Source organism: Micromonospora sp. NPDC023644, assembly GCF_040640115.1.
Classification (GTDB): domain Bacteria; phylum Actinomycetota; class Actinomycetes; order Mycobacteriales; family Micromonosporaceae; genus Micromonospora.
Genome location: NZ_JBFABA010000050.1, coordinates 14,338 through 33,050 on the forward strand (window position 1 = coordinate 14,338; position 18,713 = coordinate 33,050).

Annotated in this window: 13 protein-coding genes; 1 reads left to right on the forward strand and 12 read right to left on the reverse strand. The window is 72.9% G+C overall.

Annotated elements, in window-relative coordinates; all coding sequences use genetic code 11:
- Nucleotides 1-17: 17 nt before the first annotated feature.
- The 3 genes from AB0G08_RS25270 to AB0G08_RS25280 form a co-directional block, all read right to left on the reverse strand.
- Nucleotides 18-1,073, reverse strand: coding sequence for an enediyne biosynthesis protein (locus AB0G08_RS25270; RefSeq protein WP_358092064.1), 1,056 nt, complete (start codon nucleotides 1,071-1,073; stop codon nucleotides 18-20).
- Entirely contained in the window at nucleotides 1,070-2,977 is a 1,908-nt protein-coding gene (locus tag AB0G08_RS25275) for a CRTAC1 family protein (protein ID WP_358092096.1), read from the reverse strand. The genes AB0G08_RS25270 and AB0G08_RS25275 overlap by 4 nt, the downstream gene beginning before the upstream one ends.
- A gap of 454 nt (nucleotides 2,978-3,431) precedes the next feature.
- On the reverse strand, nucleotides 3,432-4,067 hold the full coding sequence (locus AB0G08_RS25280; protein ID WP_358092066.1) for a MerR family transcriptional regulator: 636 nt from the start codon (nucleotides 4,065-4,067) through the stop codon (nucleotides 3,432-3,434).
- 459 nt (nucleotides 4,068-4,526) lie between these two features.
- On the opposite strand from AB0G08_RS25280, the gene AB0G08_RS25285 reads away from it, so the two are divergent.
- Entirely contained in the window at nucleotides 4,527-5,303 is a 777-nt protein-coding gene (locus AB0G08_RS25285) for an AraC family transcriptional regulator (protein ID WP_358092068.1), read from the forward strand.
- A 376-nt stretch (nucleotides 5,304-5,679) separates the two neighbouring features.
- On the opposite strand, the gene AB0G08_RS25290 is transcribed toward AB0G08_RS25285, so the two are convergent.
- The 9 genes from AB0G08_RS25290 to AB0G08_RS25330 form a co-directional block, all read right to left on the reverse strand.
- Nucleotides 5,680-7,041, reverse strand: coding sequence for a cytochrome P450 (locus AB0G08_RS25290; RefSeq protein ID WP_358092070.1), 1,362 nt, complete (start codon nucleotides 7,039-7,041; stop codon nucleotides 5,680-5,682).
- Entirely contained in the window at nucleotides 7,038-7,532 is a 495-nt protein-coding gene (locus AB0G08_RS25295; RefSeq protein ID WP_358092098.1) for a flavin reductase family protein, read from the reverse strand. The genes AB0G08_RS25290 and AB0G08_RS25295 overlap by 4 nt, the downstream gene beginning before the upstream one ends.
- Nucleotides 7,533-7,591: 59 nt before the next feature.
- Entirely contained in the window at nucleotides 7,592-8,032 is a 441-nt protein-coding gene (locus AB0G08_RS25300) for an acyl-CoA thioesterase (protein ID WP_358092072.1), read from the reverse strand.
- Nucleotides 8,033-8,035: 3 nt separating this feature from the next.
- On the reverse strand, nucleotides 8,036-13,858 hold the full coding sequence (locus AB0G08_RS25305; protein ID WP_358092074.1) for a type I polyketide synthase: 5,823 nt from the start codon (nucleotides 13,856-13,858) through the stop codon (nucleotides 8,036-8,038).
- A 73-nt stretch (nucleotides 13,859-13,931) separates the two neighbouring features.
- The gene (locus AB0G08_RS25310) at nucleotides 13,932-14,894 is read right to left on the reverse strand and encodes a DUF1702 family protein (protein WP_358092076.1); all 963 of its coding nucleotides are present in this window, start codon (nucleotides 14,892-14,894) and stop codon (nucleotides 13,932-13,934) included.
- A gap of 185 nt (nucleotides 14,895-15,079) precedes the next feature.
- Nucleotides 15,080-16,075 carry a DUF1702 family protein gene (locus AB0G08_RS25315; RefSeq protein ID WP_358092078.1) on the reverse strand — a complete coding sequence of 332 codons (996 nt, stop codon included), beginning with the start codon at nucleotides 16,073-16,075 and terminating at the stop codon, nucleotides 15,080-15,082.
- Nucleotides 16,076-16,219: 144 nt separating this feature from the next.
- Nucleotides 16,220-16,825 (reverse strand): copper resistance CopC family protein, encoded by a 606-nt coding sequence (locus AB0G08_RS25320; protein ID WP_358092080.1) that lies wholly within the window; start codon nucleotides 16,823-16,825, stop codon nucleotides 16,220-16,222.
- Nucleotides 16,822-17,400, reverse strand: coding sequence for a hypothetical protein (locus AB0G08_RS25325; RefSeq protein ID WP_358092082.1), 579 nt, complete (start codon nucleotides 17,398-17,400; stop codon nucleotides 16,822-16,824). Before AB0G08_RS25325 ends, AB0G08_RS25320 begins: the two co-directional genes overlap by 4 nt.
- Before the next feature lie 111 nt (nucleotides 17,401-17,511).
- A complete protein-coding gene (locus tag AB0G08_RS25330; protein WP_358092084.1) occupies nucleotides 17,512-18,585 on the reverse strand; it encodes a carboxymuconolactone decarboxylase family protein in 1,074 nt (357 codons plus the stop codon).
- Between the last annotated feature and the right edge of the window lie 128 nt (nucleotides 18,586-18,713).

An 18,713-nucleotide genomic window follows, 5' to 3' on the forward strand; every position in this document is an offset into this window, starting at 1 on the left:
CGACGGACCGACGTGCGTCAGGTGACGGCGGGCCGCGCCTGCGGCGCGCTCGCCCGGCGGGAGCGGTCGCGCAGCCAGATGCCCCACCAGAGCAGGCCCCGGGCGAGACAGACAATCGTCACCGCGAAGAAGAGCGTGTAGACGACGTTGAAGGCGATCAGCACGCCGTACACGCCCGCGACGCTCGCGCCGAACATGAACTGGGCGCGACCCGAGCTGGGCGTGGTGCCCGGGTCGGTGATCATGTAGTTGGTGAACAGCACGAACGCCACACCGGTGATCGGCAGCAGGGCCGCCCAGAGCGCGACGTCCCAGATGAAGTGCCGCACCAGCGCCTGGATCACGAAGCCGCCCACCCAGCCCACGATCAGCGGGATCTTCTTGGTCAGCACCCCGTTGAGGACCGTGCCGGCCGTCAGGATGATCAGCGGGACAAAGATCCGGATCATGTCCGGGACGTCCTCGGTGAAGTGGTACGGCGGGGCGATGTTGACCCAGGAGAAGGCGACCAGGGTCACCGTGATGCCGAAGTTGGACGGGTTCATGAAGTGCCGCATGCGCCCCTTGATCGGCGCCAGGAAGATCGCCTTCTGGCCGATGGCGACGACCACCGCGAAGGCGATCGGCCAGAAGTTGTCGTTGGCGTAGAGCAGCATGTTCGCGGCGAGCGCGGTGATGTGGGTGGGCAGCAGGAACGTGTACATCCCCCAGGCGCCGTTGCCGAGGAAGGCGGGCGGGCGCTTGTTGGCCCGCGCGGTGACCAGCTCGACCACGATCTCGGTGGCGTAGCCGACCGCCAGGGCGAGGAACGGCCAGGTCCAGGGCTGCTCGAAGCCGAGCACCGTGTACCCGAGGATGTTGAAGACGCTCATGGAGATGGCGAAGTTGCGCAGGGCCAGGTAGCGGGGGTCCCGCCGGTCGACCCGCGGGGGCGCTCCGGGCGTGGCCGCCACCGCCGCGTTGCGGTCGAAGGTGACGGCCGGCGCCGGGCTGACCGGGGCGTCGGCGAGCGCGGTGCCCCCCGCCTCCCTCACGTCGGTGCCGGTGCGGGCGCTGTCTCGGACGTCGGTCATTTGGCGTTCATCTCCTGGGCTTTGTCCGTGAGCATGATCGTGTGCCAGCCCGCGGCGAGGTCGAGGGTCTGCTTGTGCACGCCACCGTTGAGGTCGCGCCAGGCGATCTCCGCGGAGACCGGCTTGTCACCGGCGTCGCCGAGGCCGAAGAAGACGTCGAAGCTGCGCTTGCCCGAGTGGCCGCTGCCGCCGTCGAGCTGGGCGACGCGGGTACGACCGTCCGCGGTCTTCACCCGGACCTGCGCGCCGTACGCGGGCGTGCCACGGCCGTCCTCGCCCGGCCGGCACAGGCGCAGGCCGAGGAAGTTGCCGCTGCCGGGCTTGTCGTTGCGGTAGTACGACGGGGCGCCCCACTGGCGGGCCACCGCGAAGTCCTGGCCCCCGTCGCCGTTGGTGTCCGCGACGGCCACGCCACGGCTCGGGGTGCTGTCGGTCATGCCGAGCTCGGCGCTGATGTTCGCGTAGCGCCCGTTCTTCTCCCGGACCCAGAACGCGAACGGCTCGGAGCCGGCGATGTCGTCGCCCGGCTCGGCCTTCGGCCACATGGCCGGGTTGCGGAGCATGAGGTCGTTGCTCATGGCCAGCTCCTGCAGCCACGACCAACGGTTGATCTTGCCCTTGACGAACCCGGCGGTCTGCACCACCGTCATCTCGCCGCTGTTGTCGAAGTCCGCCATCTTGGCGTCCCAGCCCCAGCCGACCCAGGCCATGTTGAGCTCGGCGGCCTTGTTGTCGAAGACGGCCTTGCCCTCGCTCAACCGCTTGCGGGCGTCGGCCAGGCTCGACGAGTTGTTGCGCCAGACGAAGTTGCTCTCCTCCAGGCCCCAGGAGGTGGTGATGTTGCTGACGAACATGTCGAACTTGCCGGTGCCGCCGAGGTCGCCGAACTCGATCGACATGCCCTTGAACGAGTCGTGCCCGACCACCATGGACTTCGGGGTCAGCGCGCCGCGGCGGCCCTCCGCGAGCGCGAAGCGGATCTGGCCCGGCGTGGAGACGTTGTGGAAGAAGCGGTCCCGGCCGAAGTCGTTGGCGAGGTACAGCTCGGGCAGCAGGTCGCCGTCTAGGTCGGCGGAGCCGGCGCCGAGGGTCCAGCCGGTGGCGTACTCCGGCGGGATGGCGGACTGTTCGACGTACGTCGCGGTCGGGTTGTCGCCGCTGGTGGCGGCGGTCCAGCGCAGCACGTGCGCCCCGCCGGCGTTCTGCGCCCGGGACAGCGAGTGGTTCATCTCGACGTTCGGCTGCCCGGCCGGGTCGAGGACCTGGCTGTCCGGGAAGTAGTTGAAGACGCCGATGTCCGGACGGCCGTCGCCGTCGAAGTCCGCGACCGCGACCGCGTTGGTGTTCCAGAACTTGCCCTGGTACTCGCCTCCGGAGGAGGACGGCTGCCCGACCAGCTCGGTGGGCTGGAAGGTCGCCATGGCCAGCGGCGCCTTCGCCGAGGCGCGGTGCAGGAACAGCACCGGGGTGCGGCCCCAGTAGTAGGCGAGCAGGTCGGTGCGGCCGTCGCCGTTGAAGTCGCCGGGCACGCAGCCCATCGGCGCCATCGCCTTGTGGGTGGGCAGGGGCGCGGGGTCCAGCACGAAGGGCGCGTACCGGGCGGGCCCGTCGGGCGCCGGGGTGACGATCACGCTGTCACTGCGGCTGTCGACCAGGCACAGGTCGTTGGCGATCAGGTCGCCGTCGAGGTCGTTGGCGGCGACGGCGGCGCCGACCGACGACACCCAGGCGCGGATGTGCTCGTACTCGGGATTCACCGGCCGTACGGTGCGCTCGGGCAGGCCGGGCGGCAGCGCGATCGGCAGTTCGGTGAAGCCGAACCGCGAGGCGATCGTCTGGCGTTCCTCGGCCGAGGCGCTGGGCAGCCGGGCGACGGCGAAGAACGCGGCCACGAGGACCAGCACGAAGACAGCGGGAATGATTCGGCGGGTCGCGCCGACGGGTTGGGATGGCAAGGGGTTCCCCTCCGGATTCGGCCACCACCCGTGCCGTGCAGCGGCTGATTGCGCCGTGCGGCCGGGTCTGGCGACGGGCAGTGTCGGTGGCTGAGAAATGGAATGAATTGTCCCGGCGGCAATTTTCTCGCCGTCATCCTCCAGCAGTTCATTGCCGTCGGAACGGAGCATTCACCATGCGGGGCGCTACGGCGTACGTGGCCGGCGCCGCCCATTCCCAGCCGATCGAGGCATGACGTGCGGTCCCTTCACGATGCCTGGTGAACCGGTTGCGAAAGTCGCCGCCGGCTCACTTATGGTCGCGGGACCACGGCCCGAGTTCTTCTCAAAAGTTGCTCAGTGGCCGACTGGGCGCCACACGTTACCCGCCGGTCGGATCCGGCATCCCGGCCGTTGGCGGCCTTCAGTCGACCGCATTCCCTGGGAATCGCAGCGCGGCGTGGTGCTCGTGCGCCATGCGGCGCAGGGCGGACAGGGCGACCCCGAACAGAACGCTGCGGACGACCGCGGGACCCTTCTCGATCTCGCCGTCGTCGGCGAGCAGGTCAAGTTCCGCGACGACGAGCTGCTCGGCGGCGCGGGCGTAGGAGACGAAGAAGGAGGCCTCGGCCGCGCAGCCGAGGCTGCGCAGTCCGGCCAGGACCTGCGCCAGCACGTCGCCGCCGCACGCGCTGGCGTCGCGGGACCAGCCGAGCGCGTCGGCGAACTCGGCCACCTCCTCGCGGGCGCGGTCCACGGCGGCCCGGCCCAGGGCCTCCGACCCGTCGAGGTAGAGGGCGTTGTCCACGATCTGGTACGCGTCCCGCAGCGTGACCTCGTCGTCGTCGATGGCGGCCAGGATCTCCCGGACCGAGGAAAGGTCGAGGCCGGCGATCCCACTCAGGGTCCGGATCAGCCGAATTCGCCGCAAATGCCGCTCGCTGTAGTCCGCCTGATTGCGACCGGTGGGCAGACCCGCCGGTAGCAACCCCTCACGCAGATAGAACTTGATCGTCGGGACTGACACGCCACTCTGTCGACTGAGCTCCGAGATACGCACGCGTCCTCCGCCCCTGGCGAACGTTTGGGCAATCTTGCCATAGAGATCGATCGCTAGTCATTGATCGACACTCTTCCATGGCAGATCGGCGCGTCGGCGACGGGGGCGGCCGGCTGCTTGATCCACACGCATCGGAACGCGCCGCCGATGTCCGAAAAATTACGCTAAGGATTGATAGTCCACGGCGCGGATACTGGCGAGTTCCACAATACGTTGAGCAATCCTAGCGATCTTCATCCCGAACGTACAGTGGCACTTGCCAATTCTGGGCAAGAATTGATAAGCCCCCCCTCGTCACTCCGCGCTACCCTCCGAACGCAGAACGTGTTGACCCGCCAGGCAGCCTCCGCTAGCATCGACTTCGGTTAGCGGGGAATAGTGGTGGTCGACGCTCCCAATTGACTCGGCCCAATTCGCCACATCCGCACATCGGGATTGTACGCAATCCGGGGGAGACAAATGCACGACAGCGCAGAGCAGGCAGTGGAACGAGCCATCGACACGATGCGCAGCAATTTATCGGAGCAGTTGACGGTGGACGACATGGCACGCGCAGCCATGTTCAGCAAGTTCCACTTCACGCGGATCTTCCAGCGGGTCACCGGCATCTCGCCAGGTCGATTCCTGTCCGCGATCCGTCTGCAGGAGGCCAAGCGGCTGCTCACCACGACCAGGCTCAACGTCACGGACATCAGCCTCCGGGTGGGCTACAACAGCGTCGGCACGTTCAGCACCAGGTTCACCAAGAGCGTCGGCCTGCCACCCACGACGTACCGGCGGATGGGTGGCTTCACCCCCCGCATTCCCACCCAACGCCCGACGGGTCTGACGCAGGGCACCATCACCGGGCGGGTCACCGCCCCCGCCCGCGGGCCGGTGCCCGGGCTCATCTTCATGGGCCTGTTCCAGCACCGCATCCCCGAGGGCCCGCCGGTGCGCTGCGCCATCCTGGAGTCGCCGGGCGGCTACCGCTTCACGAACGTGCCCGACGGCACCTGGTACCTGCTGTGCCACTCCGTCTCCGGCGACGTGCTCCGGCTCCAGCAGGACACGATGATGGTGTCGGCGGTGGGTCCGCTGGTCGTCCGGGGACGGCAGACCCTGACCGCCGACGCCCATCTCAAGCAGGTGTCCAAGATAGACCCGCCGGTGCTCCTGGCCCTGCTCGACAGCCGCAAGGCGGCGAGCGAGCGCCAGGCCCAGCTGGAGAACCGGGCCGAGGTGTACGCCGCCTGACCCCGCGCACCGGCGGGAGCACCGCGTACCCCTCGGCGGCGCTCCCCCACCGTGCGGCCACCCGTGGGTCGACCACGAGGCACCCCGGCCGCCGACGCCCGCGACGGCGTCAGCGGCCGGGGTGCCTCCGTGTCCGCCGACGGATCGCTCGCTGGGCAGGCGGGGATGCCTCCGTGTCCGCCGACGGATCGCTCACCGGGCAGGCGGACGGGGCACCGCCATCGCCCGCGGCCGCGGCCCGCGTCGTCGCCTTCGCACCGCGCCGCCTGCAGGTGGCGTCCGGCGAGCCGGGTGGGCAGGCCGGCGACCAGCGCACCGGCGGCACACGCAGCGGTCCCGCGGACGCCGTGGCGCCCGCGGGACCGGTGTACGGGGATCAGTCGACCTTGTGCACCGTCATCGGCAGGCCGCCGCGCACCCGCAGCGACAGCATCGGCTCGGGCACCACCGGACGGCCCGGCACCCCGGCCAGGCGCACGTCCCGCAGCAGCATGGCCAGGACGAGGGTGGCCTCCATCATGCCCAGGTGGTTGCCCACGCAGAACCGGGGGCCGGCGCCGAACGGGATGTACGCGTACCGGGGGCGCTCCGTGCTACGCGCCGGGTCGAAGCGGTCCGGGTCGAACCGCTCCGGCTCGTCCCAGAACCGGGGATGCCGGTGCAGGGTGTACGGGGAGATGAGGATGTCGGCCCCCGCCGGCACGTGGTACCCGCCGATCTCGTCGGCCTCCTGGGCCTTGCGGGGCAGGAGCCAGACCGGCGGATAGAGCCGGATCGCCTCCTCCACCACCATCGCCGTGTACCGCAGCCGGTGCAGGTCCTCGAATTCGGGCAGCCGGTCGCCCAGCACCGTCACGGCCTCCTCGCGGACCCGCTGCCGGATCGCGGGGTGCCGGTCCAGCAGGTGCAGGCTCCAGCCCAGCGTGCTGGCGGTCGTCTCGTGCCCGGCCAGCAGCAGCGTGACCAGCTCGTCGCGCAGCCGCTGCCGGGCCACCCGCGGGTCCTTCTCCAGCCGGGTCGAGACGATCAGGCGGGAGAGGACGTCGTCGCGCCCGTCCACGTCCCGGCCCCGGCCGGCGACGAGTTCGTCGACGACCTGCTGGAGGTGCCGGCGGGCGCGCCGGAACCGCAGCTGCCGGGGCAGCGGGATCCACGTCGGCACGGCGCTGAGCGTCTCCAGCTCGAACATCGCCTGGTCCTGCACGGCGGCGAACGACCCGCCGACACCGTGGAAGCCGCTGAGCTCGGCGTCGAGCAGGGTCCGCCCGAGCACCCCGAGGGTCAGCGTCGTCATCTCCTCCAGCACGTCGACCGGAGGGCCGTCGGCCCGCGCCACCAGCCGCTCGACCAGCAGCGCGGCCTCCTCGCCGATCACCCCCGCGTAGTGGGCGAGCCGTCGGTTCTGGAACGCCGGCTGGATCACCTTGCGCTGCTTGCGCCACAGCTCACCCTCGCTGGTGAGCAGGCCGTCGCCGAGCGCCCGGCGGGCGTGCACCAGGCCGATGCCCTTCTGGTAGTTGGCGCTGTTGTCCGACAGGACGTGCTTGGCGTGGTCGGGGTGGTTGAAGAAGTAGAGCTGCTTGTGGGCGACCGGCAGCCGCGCGGCGTCGCCGTACCGCTCCGCCGCCAGCGTCATCATCCGCAGCCGGTCCCGACCCATCAGGACCAGCATGGGCAGGCCGGCGGGGCGGGGCGGGCCCGGCGGCGTGCGCCGGGCCGCGCCCTCGATCGTGGTCATGCCGCCTCACTCCGCTCCCGCTCGACCTGACGGAACCGGCCGGAGAGGAAGAGCAGGGCCTCCCCGTCCGCCCGGCGCTCCAGGGAGAGCAGCCGGCCGAGGAAGATGGTGTGGTCGCCGCCGTCGTACGACTGCCACACCTCGCACTCGAAGTGGGCGAGTGCGCCGCTGATCAGCGGCGCCCCCGTCGCCGCGCCCGGCCGCCAGTCCACCTGGTCGAACTGCTCGCCGCCGAGCGGTCGCCGCCCATCGGCGAAGTACCGGGCCACCTTCTCCTGGCCGTCGGTCAGCACCGAGACCGCGAACTCGCGGGTCTCGGAGAGACAGGCGTGCATCACCGCGTTCCGGTCGACGCACACCAGCACCAGCGGCGGGTCGAGCGACACCGAGGTGAACGAGTTGGCGGTCATCCCGTGCGGGGTGGCGCCGCCGACGGTCACCACCGTGACGCCGGTCGCGAATGCGCCGTACGCCCGCCGCAGTGCCGTCACGTCGGGTGTCCCGACGGTGAGTGTTCGCTGTACGTCCACGACGTCTCCTCCTCGCGCCGTCAGGAGCGCCGCGCCGAGGTGTACGGCGCGAGCGCCGTCACCAGAGCCTCCGGCACCCTCGCCGGCGCGGTGCGGGTGTTCGGGCCGCGCATGCAGGCGATGCGCTGCCGGCCCCGGGCCACCAGCGTCTCGCCGCCGTCCCGGTCGAGCTTGACGTAGTCGAAACTGAACTCCAGCTGGGTCTGCGCCAGCTCCACCAGGCGCATCCGGATGGACAGCTCGTCGAACGCGGTGATCTCGGCGAAGAACTCGCAGTCGACGCGCAGGGTGAACAGCTTCAGGTCGTCGCGTACGTCCGCCAGCACGTCCGGCGCCCGTTCCTTCAGGAACATCTCCCGGCAGCGCCCCTGCCAGCGCAGGTAGTTGACGTAGTACACGTTGCCGACGAGGTTGGTCTCCTCGAAGCCCACCGTGTGCAGGTACTCGAAGTACTTGTCCATCGCCTAGACCCGTCCTTCCGTGAGGATCGCGAACGCCATCGGCTGGGGCAGGTCCCGCACGGTCGTGACGAGCGTGGCGATCCGCAGGTCGCCGGAGGCGAAGACCAGCCAGCCGGCCCGGTCCGAGGGCACCGCGGCCAGCGGCGCCCGGTGTGACAGCCCCGCCTTGCGCAGGCACTCGATCGCCGCCCAGGCCCGGGTGGCCGCCGCGTCCAGGGACTCCCCGCCGTCGGCGGCGCAGAGCCGGGCGAGGTCGACGTGCGCGCCGAGGAGCCCCTGCCAGACCGACTCCTCCCTGGCGCGTACCGCCTCCACGTCGCAGGCCAGCGGCCCGGTCCCCACCACGCACAGCGTCAGGTCCTCGGCGTGCGCGGCGGAGAGGGACCGCCCGTCGGCCAGCTCGGGGCGGCCGTCCGGCCGGTACGCGACCTCGACCGGCCCGCCCGCGGCCCGGCCGGCGGCCACCGCGGTCCGGGCCCGCCGCCGACGGATCCCGTCCGGCGTGCCCTGCCCGGCCGGCTCGCCGCGCCCGGCCTCGTCCGCCGGGGTCGGCTCCACCGCGACGGCCACGTCGCCGCCGACCAGGTCGCCGACGGCCCGCTCCAGGTACGACCCGAGCAGCGGGGCCACCCACGGACCGCGGCCGTCCTTCTTGCGCACCGCCCGCAACCGCAGGCCCTCCCACCGTTCCACGACCGCACCGTCGGCGGAGCGCAGCGCGATGTCGTAGACGTAGGTGTCGCCGTCGCGGCTGCGCTCCTCGGCGCAGTAGCGCAGCTCCTCCGCCCCGGTCAGGCGGGGGCCAGCCGGGTGGAGCCGCTCGATCCCGGCCGGCAGCAGCGTCGCGTCGGGGACGCAGACCTGGTTGCCGTGCATGAGGGCGTCCCGCACGCCGGGGTCGCCGAGGAGCAGCGTGTCCGGCAGGTAGTCGGCGAACCACCGCGTCTGCGGCGCCGTGACGACGTCGGCGTCGACGTGCCGGGCGGCCGACCGGTGGTAGCGGCGCAGCCGCTGGAACCGTCCACCCTGGAACAGGATGTCGCCGTACAGGTCGGTGCCGGGGTCCAGCGGCACCGCCGGCAGCCCGGCGGGCACCTGCTCGGGCGGGCCCGCTGGCGGTCGCGTCCCGGTGAAGTGCAGCCGCGCCCGGAAGTGCGCGGCGCTGAACTCCGTCTCCGCGCTGTAGATGACCGCGTCCACGACGTCGTCGTCGACCACGAGGGTGGCGATCCGGATGGTGGTGCTGCCCTCCGGCGGCACCACGATGGGCCGCAGGAACTCGGCCCGCTCCACCACCGGCGTGTCGGACCGGCCGGTCACCGCGGCGGCGACCTGGGCCATCGCCTCCATCCCGAACACCGCCGGGAACAGCAGGTTGCCGTCCAGCCGGTGGTGGTCCAGGTAGAGGTCGGTGACCGGCTTGAGCTCGGCCTCGGTGACCAGTTCGACGCCGTGGTAACGCACGAGCGGGCGGTCCACGAACCGCAGCAGCGGCAGCTCCGGAAGGTCCGCCCGGACCGTGTCGATGCCCTCGGTCCGCCCGCTGACGACCACCACCGACGGCGCGTGCGGGTCGGCGAGCAGGCGCCGGAGCATCTGCACCCCCTGGTCGGGGGTGACCGGGGTGATGCCGTCGCGGGTCAGCGCCTCGACCACCGAGAGCCGTTCGCCCATGCCGACGCCGGACCAGACCGACCACTCCAGGCAGAGGCTGCGGCAGTTCGGGTGGCGTCGGCCGAAGTCGACGGTCGACTCGGCCAGCCAGTCGTTCGCCGTGGCGTAGTGCGCCTCGCCGCGCAGGCCGGCCCGGCCGATGATGCTGCCGAACGTCACCAGCAGGCGCAGCCGGTCGGCGTCGACCGCGTCGAGCACGGCGCGCAGGCCGTCGACCTTCGGCGCGAACGTGCGGCGGAACGCGTCCATGGTGAGGCCGGTCAGCCCCGCCGGCTCGTTGCGACCCGCGCCGTGCAGCACCGCCGTGACCGGTCCCAGCTCGGCGACGAGCCCGTCGACGGCCTGCCGCACCTGCTCCGGGTCGGCCACGTCGGCCCGGGCGTAGCGCACCCGCACGCCGGCGTCCGCCATCCGCTTGAGGTTCGCGGCCAGCTCGTCGTCCCGGGCGGGGTCCGAGCGGCCGAGCACGGCGAGGCTGGCGCCGCTGTCCACAGCCATCGCCAGGGCGCACTCCGCAGTGATGCCCTTGCCACCTCCGGTGACCAGCAGCAGGTCCTCGGCGCCCAGCGGTTGACGCGTCTCGGCCGGCCGCACCGGCAGCCCGCGCAGGACGGGCACCCGCCGCTGCCCGGCGGCGTCGTGGTGGACCTCGGCGAACCCGTCGGTGGCGGCGACCTCCGCCGTCACCCGGGAGACGGCCTCCGGCACCGGCGGGGTGTGCACGATCGTGGTCCGCAGGTGCGGCGCCTCCAGGCGCAGCGTCTTGGCCAGCCCCGCCGCGCCCGGGCCCTGCTGGACGAGGACGAAGCGGGTGCCGGGGGCGGCGGCGATCGCCGCCTGCGCGCCGCGCAGGGCCAGTTCGAGATCGGCCTCCGCGCACCGCTCCGGCAGGCACACCAGCACCCCCGCGCCGACGCCGGCGGTCTGCAGGGCCGCGCGGAGCGGCTCGGCGAGCGGGTGGCCGGCGGGGGCGAACAGCTGCCAGGGGCCGTCGGCCTCGGTCCGGGCGGCGGCCGGGGCCGGCGCGTCGTCGAGGTCGACCGACCAGGCCCGGCACCAGTCGGCGACGCCCTGCACGAGGACCGGGCCGGACGCGTCGGCGTCCCGACCGGTCCGGGCGAGCTGCTCCAGGGCCTCGGCGAGCTGCCCGACGGTGGCCGTCGCGAAGTTGGTCGGGGTCTGCGCGGCCGGCACGCCGAGCTGCTGCGCCGCCTGGTTGACCAGCTGGCCGACGGTGATCGAGCTGAGGTGGAGGTCGTCGAGGAGCTGGCTGCCGTCGTGCACCATCTCCAGCGGCAGCTCGGCCCGCTCGGCGGCCAGCCGGCGGAGCAGTTGCAGGCTCGACTCGCCGGCCGGCCGCTCCGGCTCCGCCGGCCGCCCGTTCGCCGTCGACGGCTCCGCCGTCCGCACGCCGGCGCCCTTGGGCAGGCTCACCACCGGCGCGGACTCGCAGGGGCTGGCGAAGAAACGGAAGTCCTGGCCCACCTCGAGCGGCCGGACCAGCCGGTCGTGGAAGAGGGCGCCCTCCACACTGCCGGCGCCGACGACGTACGCGGCCGCCGCGACGCGCAGCAGGCCCGCCAGCGACTCGTCGTCGGTGTTGAGCGCCACCGCCGGCAGGTCGGTGCTGGCCGCCGCGAGGCCGGAGAGCACCTGCCCCGGACCGACCTCGACGAAGAGGTCGACCTCCTTGGCGGCGAGGGCGACGGCCTGGCTGAACAGCACCGGGTCGGTGATCTGGCGGCGCAGGAGGGCGGAGACGTCGGTGTCCCGGGCGAGCGGCTCGCCGGTGACGGTGGAGACGATCCGCCGGCTGACGGGATCGAACCGCTCCCCCGCCAGCGCCTCGAGGAAGGCGTCCGCGGCCGGCTCGACCAGCGGGGAGTGGAACGCGTGGGACACCGACAGCCGGGTGGCCCGCAGGTCGGCCGCGCGGGCCCGCTCGCAGGCGTCCTCCACCGCGGCCTCCGAGCCGGCGATCACGGTCTGCTCCGGCCCGTTGTACGCGGCGATCACCACGGACAGGCCGGCGATCAGCCCGGCCACCCGCTCCGGCGGGGCGCCGATGTTGGCCATCGTGCCGGAGGCGCTGTGCTCCCCCATCGTCCGGCCGCGCACGCCGGCGACCCGGAGCAGGGCCTCCTCGTCGAGCACGCCGGCCCAGTGCAGGGCGGCGATCTCGCCGAGGCTGTGCCCGACGGCGACCGTCGCGTCGAGGTTGAGCAGCGACAGCGCCCGCAGGCCGGCCAGCGCGCCGGTGACGATCCGCGGCTGGGCCACCGCGGTGGCGACCATGTCGCCGCGGCTCGGCAGCGCCGCCCGCTGGTAGACCTCCTCCACGTCGGCGAAGCGCCGGCGCAGCGCGCCGCCCGAGGTGCCCCGGCCGGAGCCCTGCCCCGGGAAGAGGAAGCCGATGCGGCCCGGACCGCTCACGTGGCCCAGGAAGCAGCGGCCGTCGGCGGAGAACAGGCGCGACTCGCCGGCGTCGAGGGCGTCGCAGACCCGGCGCAGCTGCCGCTCGGCGTCCTCCGGCGAGGAGACCACCACGCCCGCCCGGTACGGCAGGTCGCGCAGCTCCCGGTGCAGGGTGGCGGCGAGGTCGCCCAGCTGGGCGTACGACACCGTGGGCGCGAACTCGACGAGCCGCTGCAGCCGCTCGCGCAGCTCCTGCGGGCTGCCGCCGTCGACGAGGAGGAGCTCCACGTCCTGGACCGACGCGGCGAGGTTGCGGAAGCGGCTGTCCAGCCGGGCGGAGCGACGCGGCTGCGCGTTCTCCAGCACGATGTGGGTGTTGATGCCGCCGAAGCCCATCGCCGTCACGCCGGCGCGCACCGGCACGTCGCGGGGCCACGCCTCGGCCTTGCGCAGGGCCCGCAGCGCGGACTGCTCGGCGGTGAGGATCTCGTGCGGGTCGACGCAGCCGATGGTGGGCGGCAGGACCTCGTGGTGGACCGCCATCGCGGCCTTGATCAGGCCGGCGACGCCGGCCGCCGCCTTGGTGTGACCGATCATGCCCTTGATCGAGCTGATCGCGGCCGGCGCGGAGTTCTCGTCGGCGGTGCGCCGGGCCAGCGACAGCGCCTGGAGCTCCGTGGCGTCGCCCACCGCCGTGCCGGTGCCGTGGCCCTCGAAGAGCCCGACGGTCTCGATGCCGAACCCGGCCCGGTCGTACGCCCGGCGCAGGGCGAGCTGGTAGCCGGCGACCTCGGGCCGGGTGATGCCGCCCTTGCCGTCGGAGGAGATGCCCCAGCCCGCGACGGTGGCGTAGATGCGGTGCCCGGCCCGGCGGGCCTCGTCCTCGCGCATCAGGACCACCATGCCGCAGCCCTCGCCCGGCCAGAACCCGTTCGAGCCCCGGTCGTAGACCCGCATCTCGCCGCGCGCCAGCGCGCCGGTCTTCGCGAAGCCGATGATCTCGAAGGGGTCGATGGACAGGTCCACCCCGCCGGCGACCGCCACGTCGACCTCGCCGTCGGAGAGGGTCTTGCACGCGGTGGCGACGGAGAGCAGGGACGAGGAGCAGGCGCCGTCGACGGTGTAGCCGCCGCCCTTGAAGTCGAAGTGGTTGCAGATGCGGCCGGCGATGGTGTTCGACAGGCCACCCGCGAGCGTGTCCTCGTCGACCTCCGGGAACGGGCCCTTGAACGTCGCCTCGAAGTCGTCGAGGAACGTGGTGAGCTGGTCGTCGTCCCAGTCCTGCTCCTTGAGCGCGGCGGCGACCATGCGGCGCACGTACGGCCAGCGCAGCCGCAGCTGGTTGGCCCGGGAGAACTCGCCGGTCAGCGTGTTGCCGACGACGACGCCGGTCCGCTCCCGGGGCAGGCCCTCCCCCATCGGGAACCCGGCGTCGGCCAGCGCCATGGCCGCCATGTCGAGGGCGAGCCAGTGGGTGAGGTCGGTGGAGCGGTAGGTGCTGCCGGCGACCTTGTAGGCGATCCGGTCGAACTCGTAGCCCTCGATGACCGCCGCGTTGCGGGCGTAGAAGCGGTCGGGGGTGGCCGGATCCGGATCCCAGTAGTCGTCCAGGCTCATGCGCACCTCGGGCAGCCGGCGGAAGGCCCGCCGCCCGGCGAGGGCGTTCTCCCACAGTTCACGGGGCGACGTGGCATCCGGGTAGCGGCACGCCATCCCCACGACAGCGATCCTGGTCACGAGGTCTCTCCTTCGTTACGTGCGGTGGTGGACCGCCGGGGCGCGGGACCGGCCGGTGGGTGGGGCGCCACGATCAGCACCGCCCCTCGAACTCCGCGGCGATGGCCTGGCGCCACCGCTCGAAGGCGGGCGTGGCGCCGTCCCCGCCGTGGGGCAGCGTCACGTCGGTCACCTTCGCCGCCTCGGCGGTGGACATGCCGCAGAACACCTGCGTGGCGACCTCGTTGTGCGGGGCGACCAGGCCGGCGCGGACGCGCGCCCCGGCCGCGAAGGCACTGCCCTGGGCGAGGTTCGCGCGGTAGTCGCCGGCGCGGTCGCGGAACCGTTGCAGGTCCGCCTCGACGGCTCCGCCGGCGTAGGTGGCGGCGAGGCCGGCCCCGGCGTACAGGTCGGCTCTGCGGTGCGCGGGGAACGCGCGGAAGATCTCCGTGACGCGGTCCACGTCGGTCCCGCCGACGAACCAGGTCGCCCGGCCGATGCCCTGGTCGATGACCCGGTCGGCGTACTCGTGCGGGCCGTCGGCCGGCCACGGGAACCGGGGCTGGCGGTACTGCCCGTGGACGTAGCGGTCGGTGTGGAAGTACGCCTGGTGGAAGCCGTAGCCGTCGAGCACCAGCCAGCGCAGCAGCGGGTCCGGGGCGTACAGCTGGCCCCAGCGGATCCGGGGCACCCGGGCCATCGCCCAGCCCACGCCGACGTACACCATGTAGACGTGCGCGTCGCCCCGGCCGGCGAGCAGGCTCGCCACGTGCCGGGGGCGTCCCGGCCGCAGCGCGTCCCGGACGGCGAAACCCATCCCGGCGCCCTCGTACGCGAAGCCACGAAAGCGCGTCGGCACCGTCTCCAGCCGGGCTTCGGCCGCCGCGGTCGTCGGCGCCTCGGCGGCGTATCCGTAACCGGCGAGGAACGAGGCGCCGACGGTTTCGAGCAGCGCCTTCGATTCCTCGTTCTTCACGTGGAAGCCGCGCACGTCCATTTTCGTCTCGGAGATATTTGGCGTCAGGATTCTGCGCCGCAGATCACGCAGGCTCTGCATCGCACGTTCCCCCAAAGGGTCGGTGTTACCGTTTACCGGGGATGGACATCCAATTCGATGATGGCAAGAGGGGGAAGATTTGATTTCTTCAACCTTGCGCATTCGTCGCAACTATCCGGAACATTCACGTGCGGCGTCGACCGGGCGGCGGCACGGCAGCCGTCCGGAGGGTGACGCGGGTGTTCTCAGCGAGCGTGACCGACGTCGGCCGGCTCGAAGTGGGCGCGGACGTTGCGCCGCCAGATCTCGTACGCGGGCAGCCCTCCGGCCGTCTCGGCGCGGACCGCCACGTCGTCGGCGAGGGTCGCGGCGGCGGCCACGGACCGTTCGCCGAGCGCGTGCATCGCCGCCTCGCTGTGCGCCGGCACGTATCCGGCGTGGCTGCGGGCCTTGGCGGCGAAGACCGCGCCCTGGGCCAGGTCCGGCGCGCATGGACCGGCGTCGGCGCGCAGCGCGACGAGCGCCTCGGCGTCGGCGCCCCCGGCGAAGGTCGCGGCGAGCCCCACCCCGCTCCAGAGGTCGCCGTGCCGGTCTGCGGCGAAGGCCCGGACGGCCCCGGCCACGTCGGCGGTGCGGGCGCCGTGGATGAACCACAGCGCCCGCCCGAGGCCCTGGTCCGTGGCCCGGAGGAAGTAGTCCCCGTGCCCCTGCCACGGGTAGGCCGCCAGCCGCTCCTGCCGGGTCACCCACCGGTCGAGGTCGAAGTAGGCACGGTCGAACCCGTAGCCGTCCACGGCCAGCCAGGTCATCGTCGGGTGGTACGGCGAGCCCGTGAGGTCCGGGACCACGTGCCGCCACAGGCGCCGCGGCAGGCGGGCCATCGCGAACCCGATGCCGATGTAGGCGAGGAAGAGGTGCGGCGCGCCGGGGCCCCGCAGCAGGTCGCGGGTGCGGGTGCCGCGCCGGGGCCCCATCACGTCCAGGATGGTGCAGGCCATCGTGGCGCCCTCGTAGGCGAAGCCCAGCAGTTCCCGGTCGACGAGCGCGAGCCGGCGCTCCAGCTCCCACGGGTCGCGGGTGTCGATGCCCCACTCGAACCCGCAGACCACCGACTGCGGAACCGCCTCCAACCGACGGGTGACGTCCGTGGCGGGGCCGGGGAAGCCGCGACGCGCGAAGGTCACCTCCGCGAGCTTCGGTGCCATCAGCAGGCGACGCATGGAGCCCAGTACCGTCGGCATGGTAGATCCCCCTGTCGGTACGACGACGCCGGCCCCGGCCGGCGGGTGACTTCATCGTCACCTCGTGCCGGCCGGGGCCGCCTCTTCTGCTGTGCGCTCATCCGCCGCCGCGCCGCGGCCCGGAGGGGGCGCGCGGCGGGCGGATCACAAACCTGCGACGGGTCTCCTCCCGCGCTGCGGGCGGAGGAACATCAGCAGCAGGGCCACCGCGACGAGACCCAGGTCGAGCAGCAGGAGCGTGCCGTTGATGCCGTCGATCCGGGCGTGGTCGTGGCCGGCGTTCGCGGCCGCGTCCCCGATCGGCGCGGCGACGGGCCCGGCCGGGACGGCGCCGGGGGTCACGGTGAAGCCGGCCAGGCCGGCGACCTGTCGACCGTCGGGCAACAGGGCGCGGTAGGCGACGCGGTAGGCGCCCGGCCCGGCGTCGCGCACCGCCACGACCAGGCGGCCGTCGCGGACGGCCGGTCTCCCGGTCGAGACGACCGCCCCGGTGGGTCCGGTGACGGCCAGGTGCGGGTTTCCGGCCGACTCGGCGCCGCCGAGCGTGAGCGTCACCTCGGGGGGCGCGGCCCCGACGACCGAACCGTCGCCCGGGTTGAGCATGAACCTCCGGCTCTCGGCCGGAGTGCCGAAGGCCAGCAGCGCCACGATCGACAGCACGACGCCGACCGCGACGACGATGGCCGCCCGCTGCACCGCTCCGGCGGACGTGGGCGGCGCGGGCGGGCGGGCGTCGTCCACGGTGGTCACGACGGCTGCACGGCGGCCTCGGGATGCCGGCAGCTGCACGACATCAGCTTCGCCTCGGCCGCCGAGGGCCGCAGGTGCAGGTACATCGCGATCACCATCGGCACGAAGACGACCGTGTTGTAGAACAGGTGCAGCTCGACCCGGGGGATCACGACCTGGAGCAGGCTGGTGGGCACGGGGCTGTCGAACAGGTGCCGGCCGGTCTGGGCCTGCAACAGCAGCAGCAGGTGCTCGATGTGGTGCCAGAACTGGATCGCCAGGGCGGCGGTCCACCAGCTCCGGCTGCGCCCGACGAAGCCGGGGCGCAGCATCCACAGCCCGACGAGCATCACGATGGCGTACCCGTAGTGCAGCCACTCGGAGCTGACGAGCCACGGGAACGGCATGCCGAGCACCCCGCGCGCCTCCGGCCGCGACCAGCCCAGGCCCCAGATCTGGTACGCCTGCACCAGGTGCTCGGCCCAGTGCGCCAGCACGATCACGAGAAAGCCGTTCAGGGCCGCCCGGTGGTGCGCGCCGTTGAGTGCCGCCCAACGCCCGGACGCTCCGGGCAGGGTCGCCTGGTAGCTGGTCACGTTGCCTCCTTGGAAGGGTCACGGGCGCGAGAACACCGCGCCCTCACCCAGCGTGTCGGCTCGGACACGCCGACACGTCTCCAATGTTGCGCAGTTCGGGTCGGGAACCCGTCAGACCGGCTCGGGCGAGCCGGCGGGGGCGTACCACGTGCCGACCCGGCGGGCCGCCGCGAAGCTGGCCCAGGCGACCGCGTCGACCAGGGCCGCGTCGCCCGGCCGGTGGCGGCGGAACTCCGCGACCACCTCCTCGTCGACCTGGTACGAGGCGAACGCGGTCAGCAGGGCCAGGCGGCCGGCGGCCCGCTCCGCCTCGGGCAGCGGCGCGATCAGCCGCTCGCACCACTGTCGACTCAGGCCGGTCTCCTCCCCCCGCCACGCGTCGAGGCGCTCCGCGACCAGCTCCCGTACCGCCGGCGGGACCGCCCGCTCGCCGGCCGCCCCGAACGCCGCGTAGGCGCGGGCCATCGCGCCGGCCACGTGCGGGCTGCCCGCCGCCCAGGCGGCCTCCGCCGGCAGCGGCGCCGGCGGCAGCAGCTCCACCGAGCGGCCCGGCTCCCGGGCGTCGCGCAGCGTCCCCTGCAACACCCAGCCGATGCCGCGCTTCAGGCGCCGCCGCGCCCGCGGCGTCAGCCCCGGCGGGAGCAGGAAGTTGGAGAGGAACACGTTGACCACGCGGGCGATGTAGTGGAAGGCCACCACCACGCCGACCAGCTCCGGGCGGTCCCGCTCGGGAAACGGCAGGACCGGCCGGGAGGTCTGCGGCTGGTGTGCCGTACGGCCCCACTCCGCCGCCGCGCGAAGGCGCCCGTCGACCATCTCGGAGAGCCGGTCGGCCACGATCGCCTCCGCGTCGTGCTCCGTGGAGAGTTCGTAGAGCCCGACGCTGTGCATGTCCACGCAGTACGGGCAGATGTTCGCGACCGACACGGCGGCGGCCACCGCCTCCTTGGTCGCCCGGTCCACGTTCTCCGTCGGCAGCAGCGGTTCCCGCATGACCATCCAGTACGCGGCCAGCACCTCCGGCGACGGGGAGTGCAGCTGCGCCGGCGGCACCACCAGTCGCATCTCCTGCGCGACCTGGGTGTAGACGGTGTCCACCAGGCCCCGTGCGGCCCCCTGCGGCACCGGCGTGACGTAGTTGACCTGGCGCTGCACCACCGACGAGGCCACCCGACGAGCGATCATGATCTGCCTCCTGCTCTGCGCCGCCCCGCCGGGCGGTCACGACGACGGCTCCCACGACTGCGGCAATGCCAGTATTGGGAAACCGGGGGCGCAGGCAACGCGATCGACACCTGTTGAGCACCCTGGGA

Coding starts and splice junctions, on each gene's coding strand:
- AB0G08_RS25270 (WP_358092064.1), bottom strand. CDS start 1,073: ATGACCGACGTCCGAGACAGCGCCCGCACCGGCACCGACGTGAGGGAG.
- AB0G08_RS25285 (WP_358092068.1), top strand. CDS start 4,527: ATGCACGACAGCGCAGAGCAGGCAGTGGAACGAGCCATCGACACGATG.
- AB0G08_RS25290 (WP_358092070.1), bottom strand. CDS start 7,041: ATGACCACGATCGAGGGCGCGGCCCGGCGCACGCCGCCGGGCCCGCCC.
- AB0G08_RS25300 (WP_358092072.1), bottom strand. CDS start 8,032: ATGGACAAGTACTTCGAGTACCTGCACACGGTGGGCTTCGAGGAGACC.
- AB0G08_RS25310 (WP_358092076.1), bottom strand. CDS start 14,894: ATGCAGAGCCTGCGTGATCTGCGGCGCAGAATCCTGACGCCAAATATC.
- AB0G08_RS25315 (WP_358092078.1), bottom strand. CDS start 16,075: ATGCCGACGGTACTGGGCTCCATGCGTCGCCTGCTGATGGCACCGAAG.
- AB0G08_RS25330 (WP_358092084.1), bottom strand. CDS start 18,585: ATGATCGCTCGTCGGGTGGCCTCGTCGGTGGTGCAGCGCCAGGTCAAC.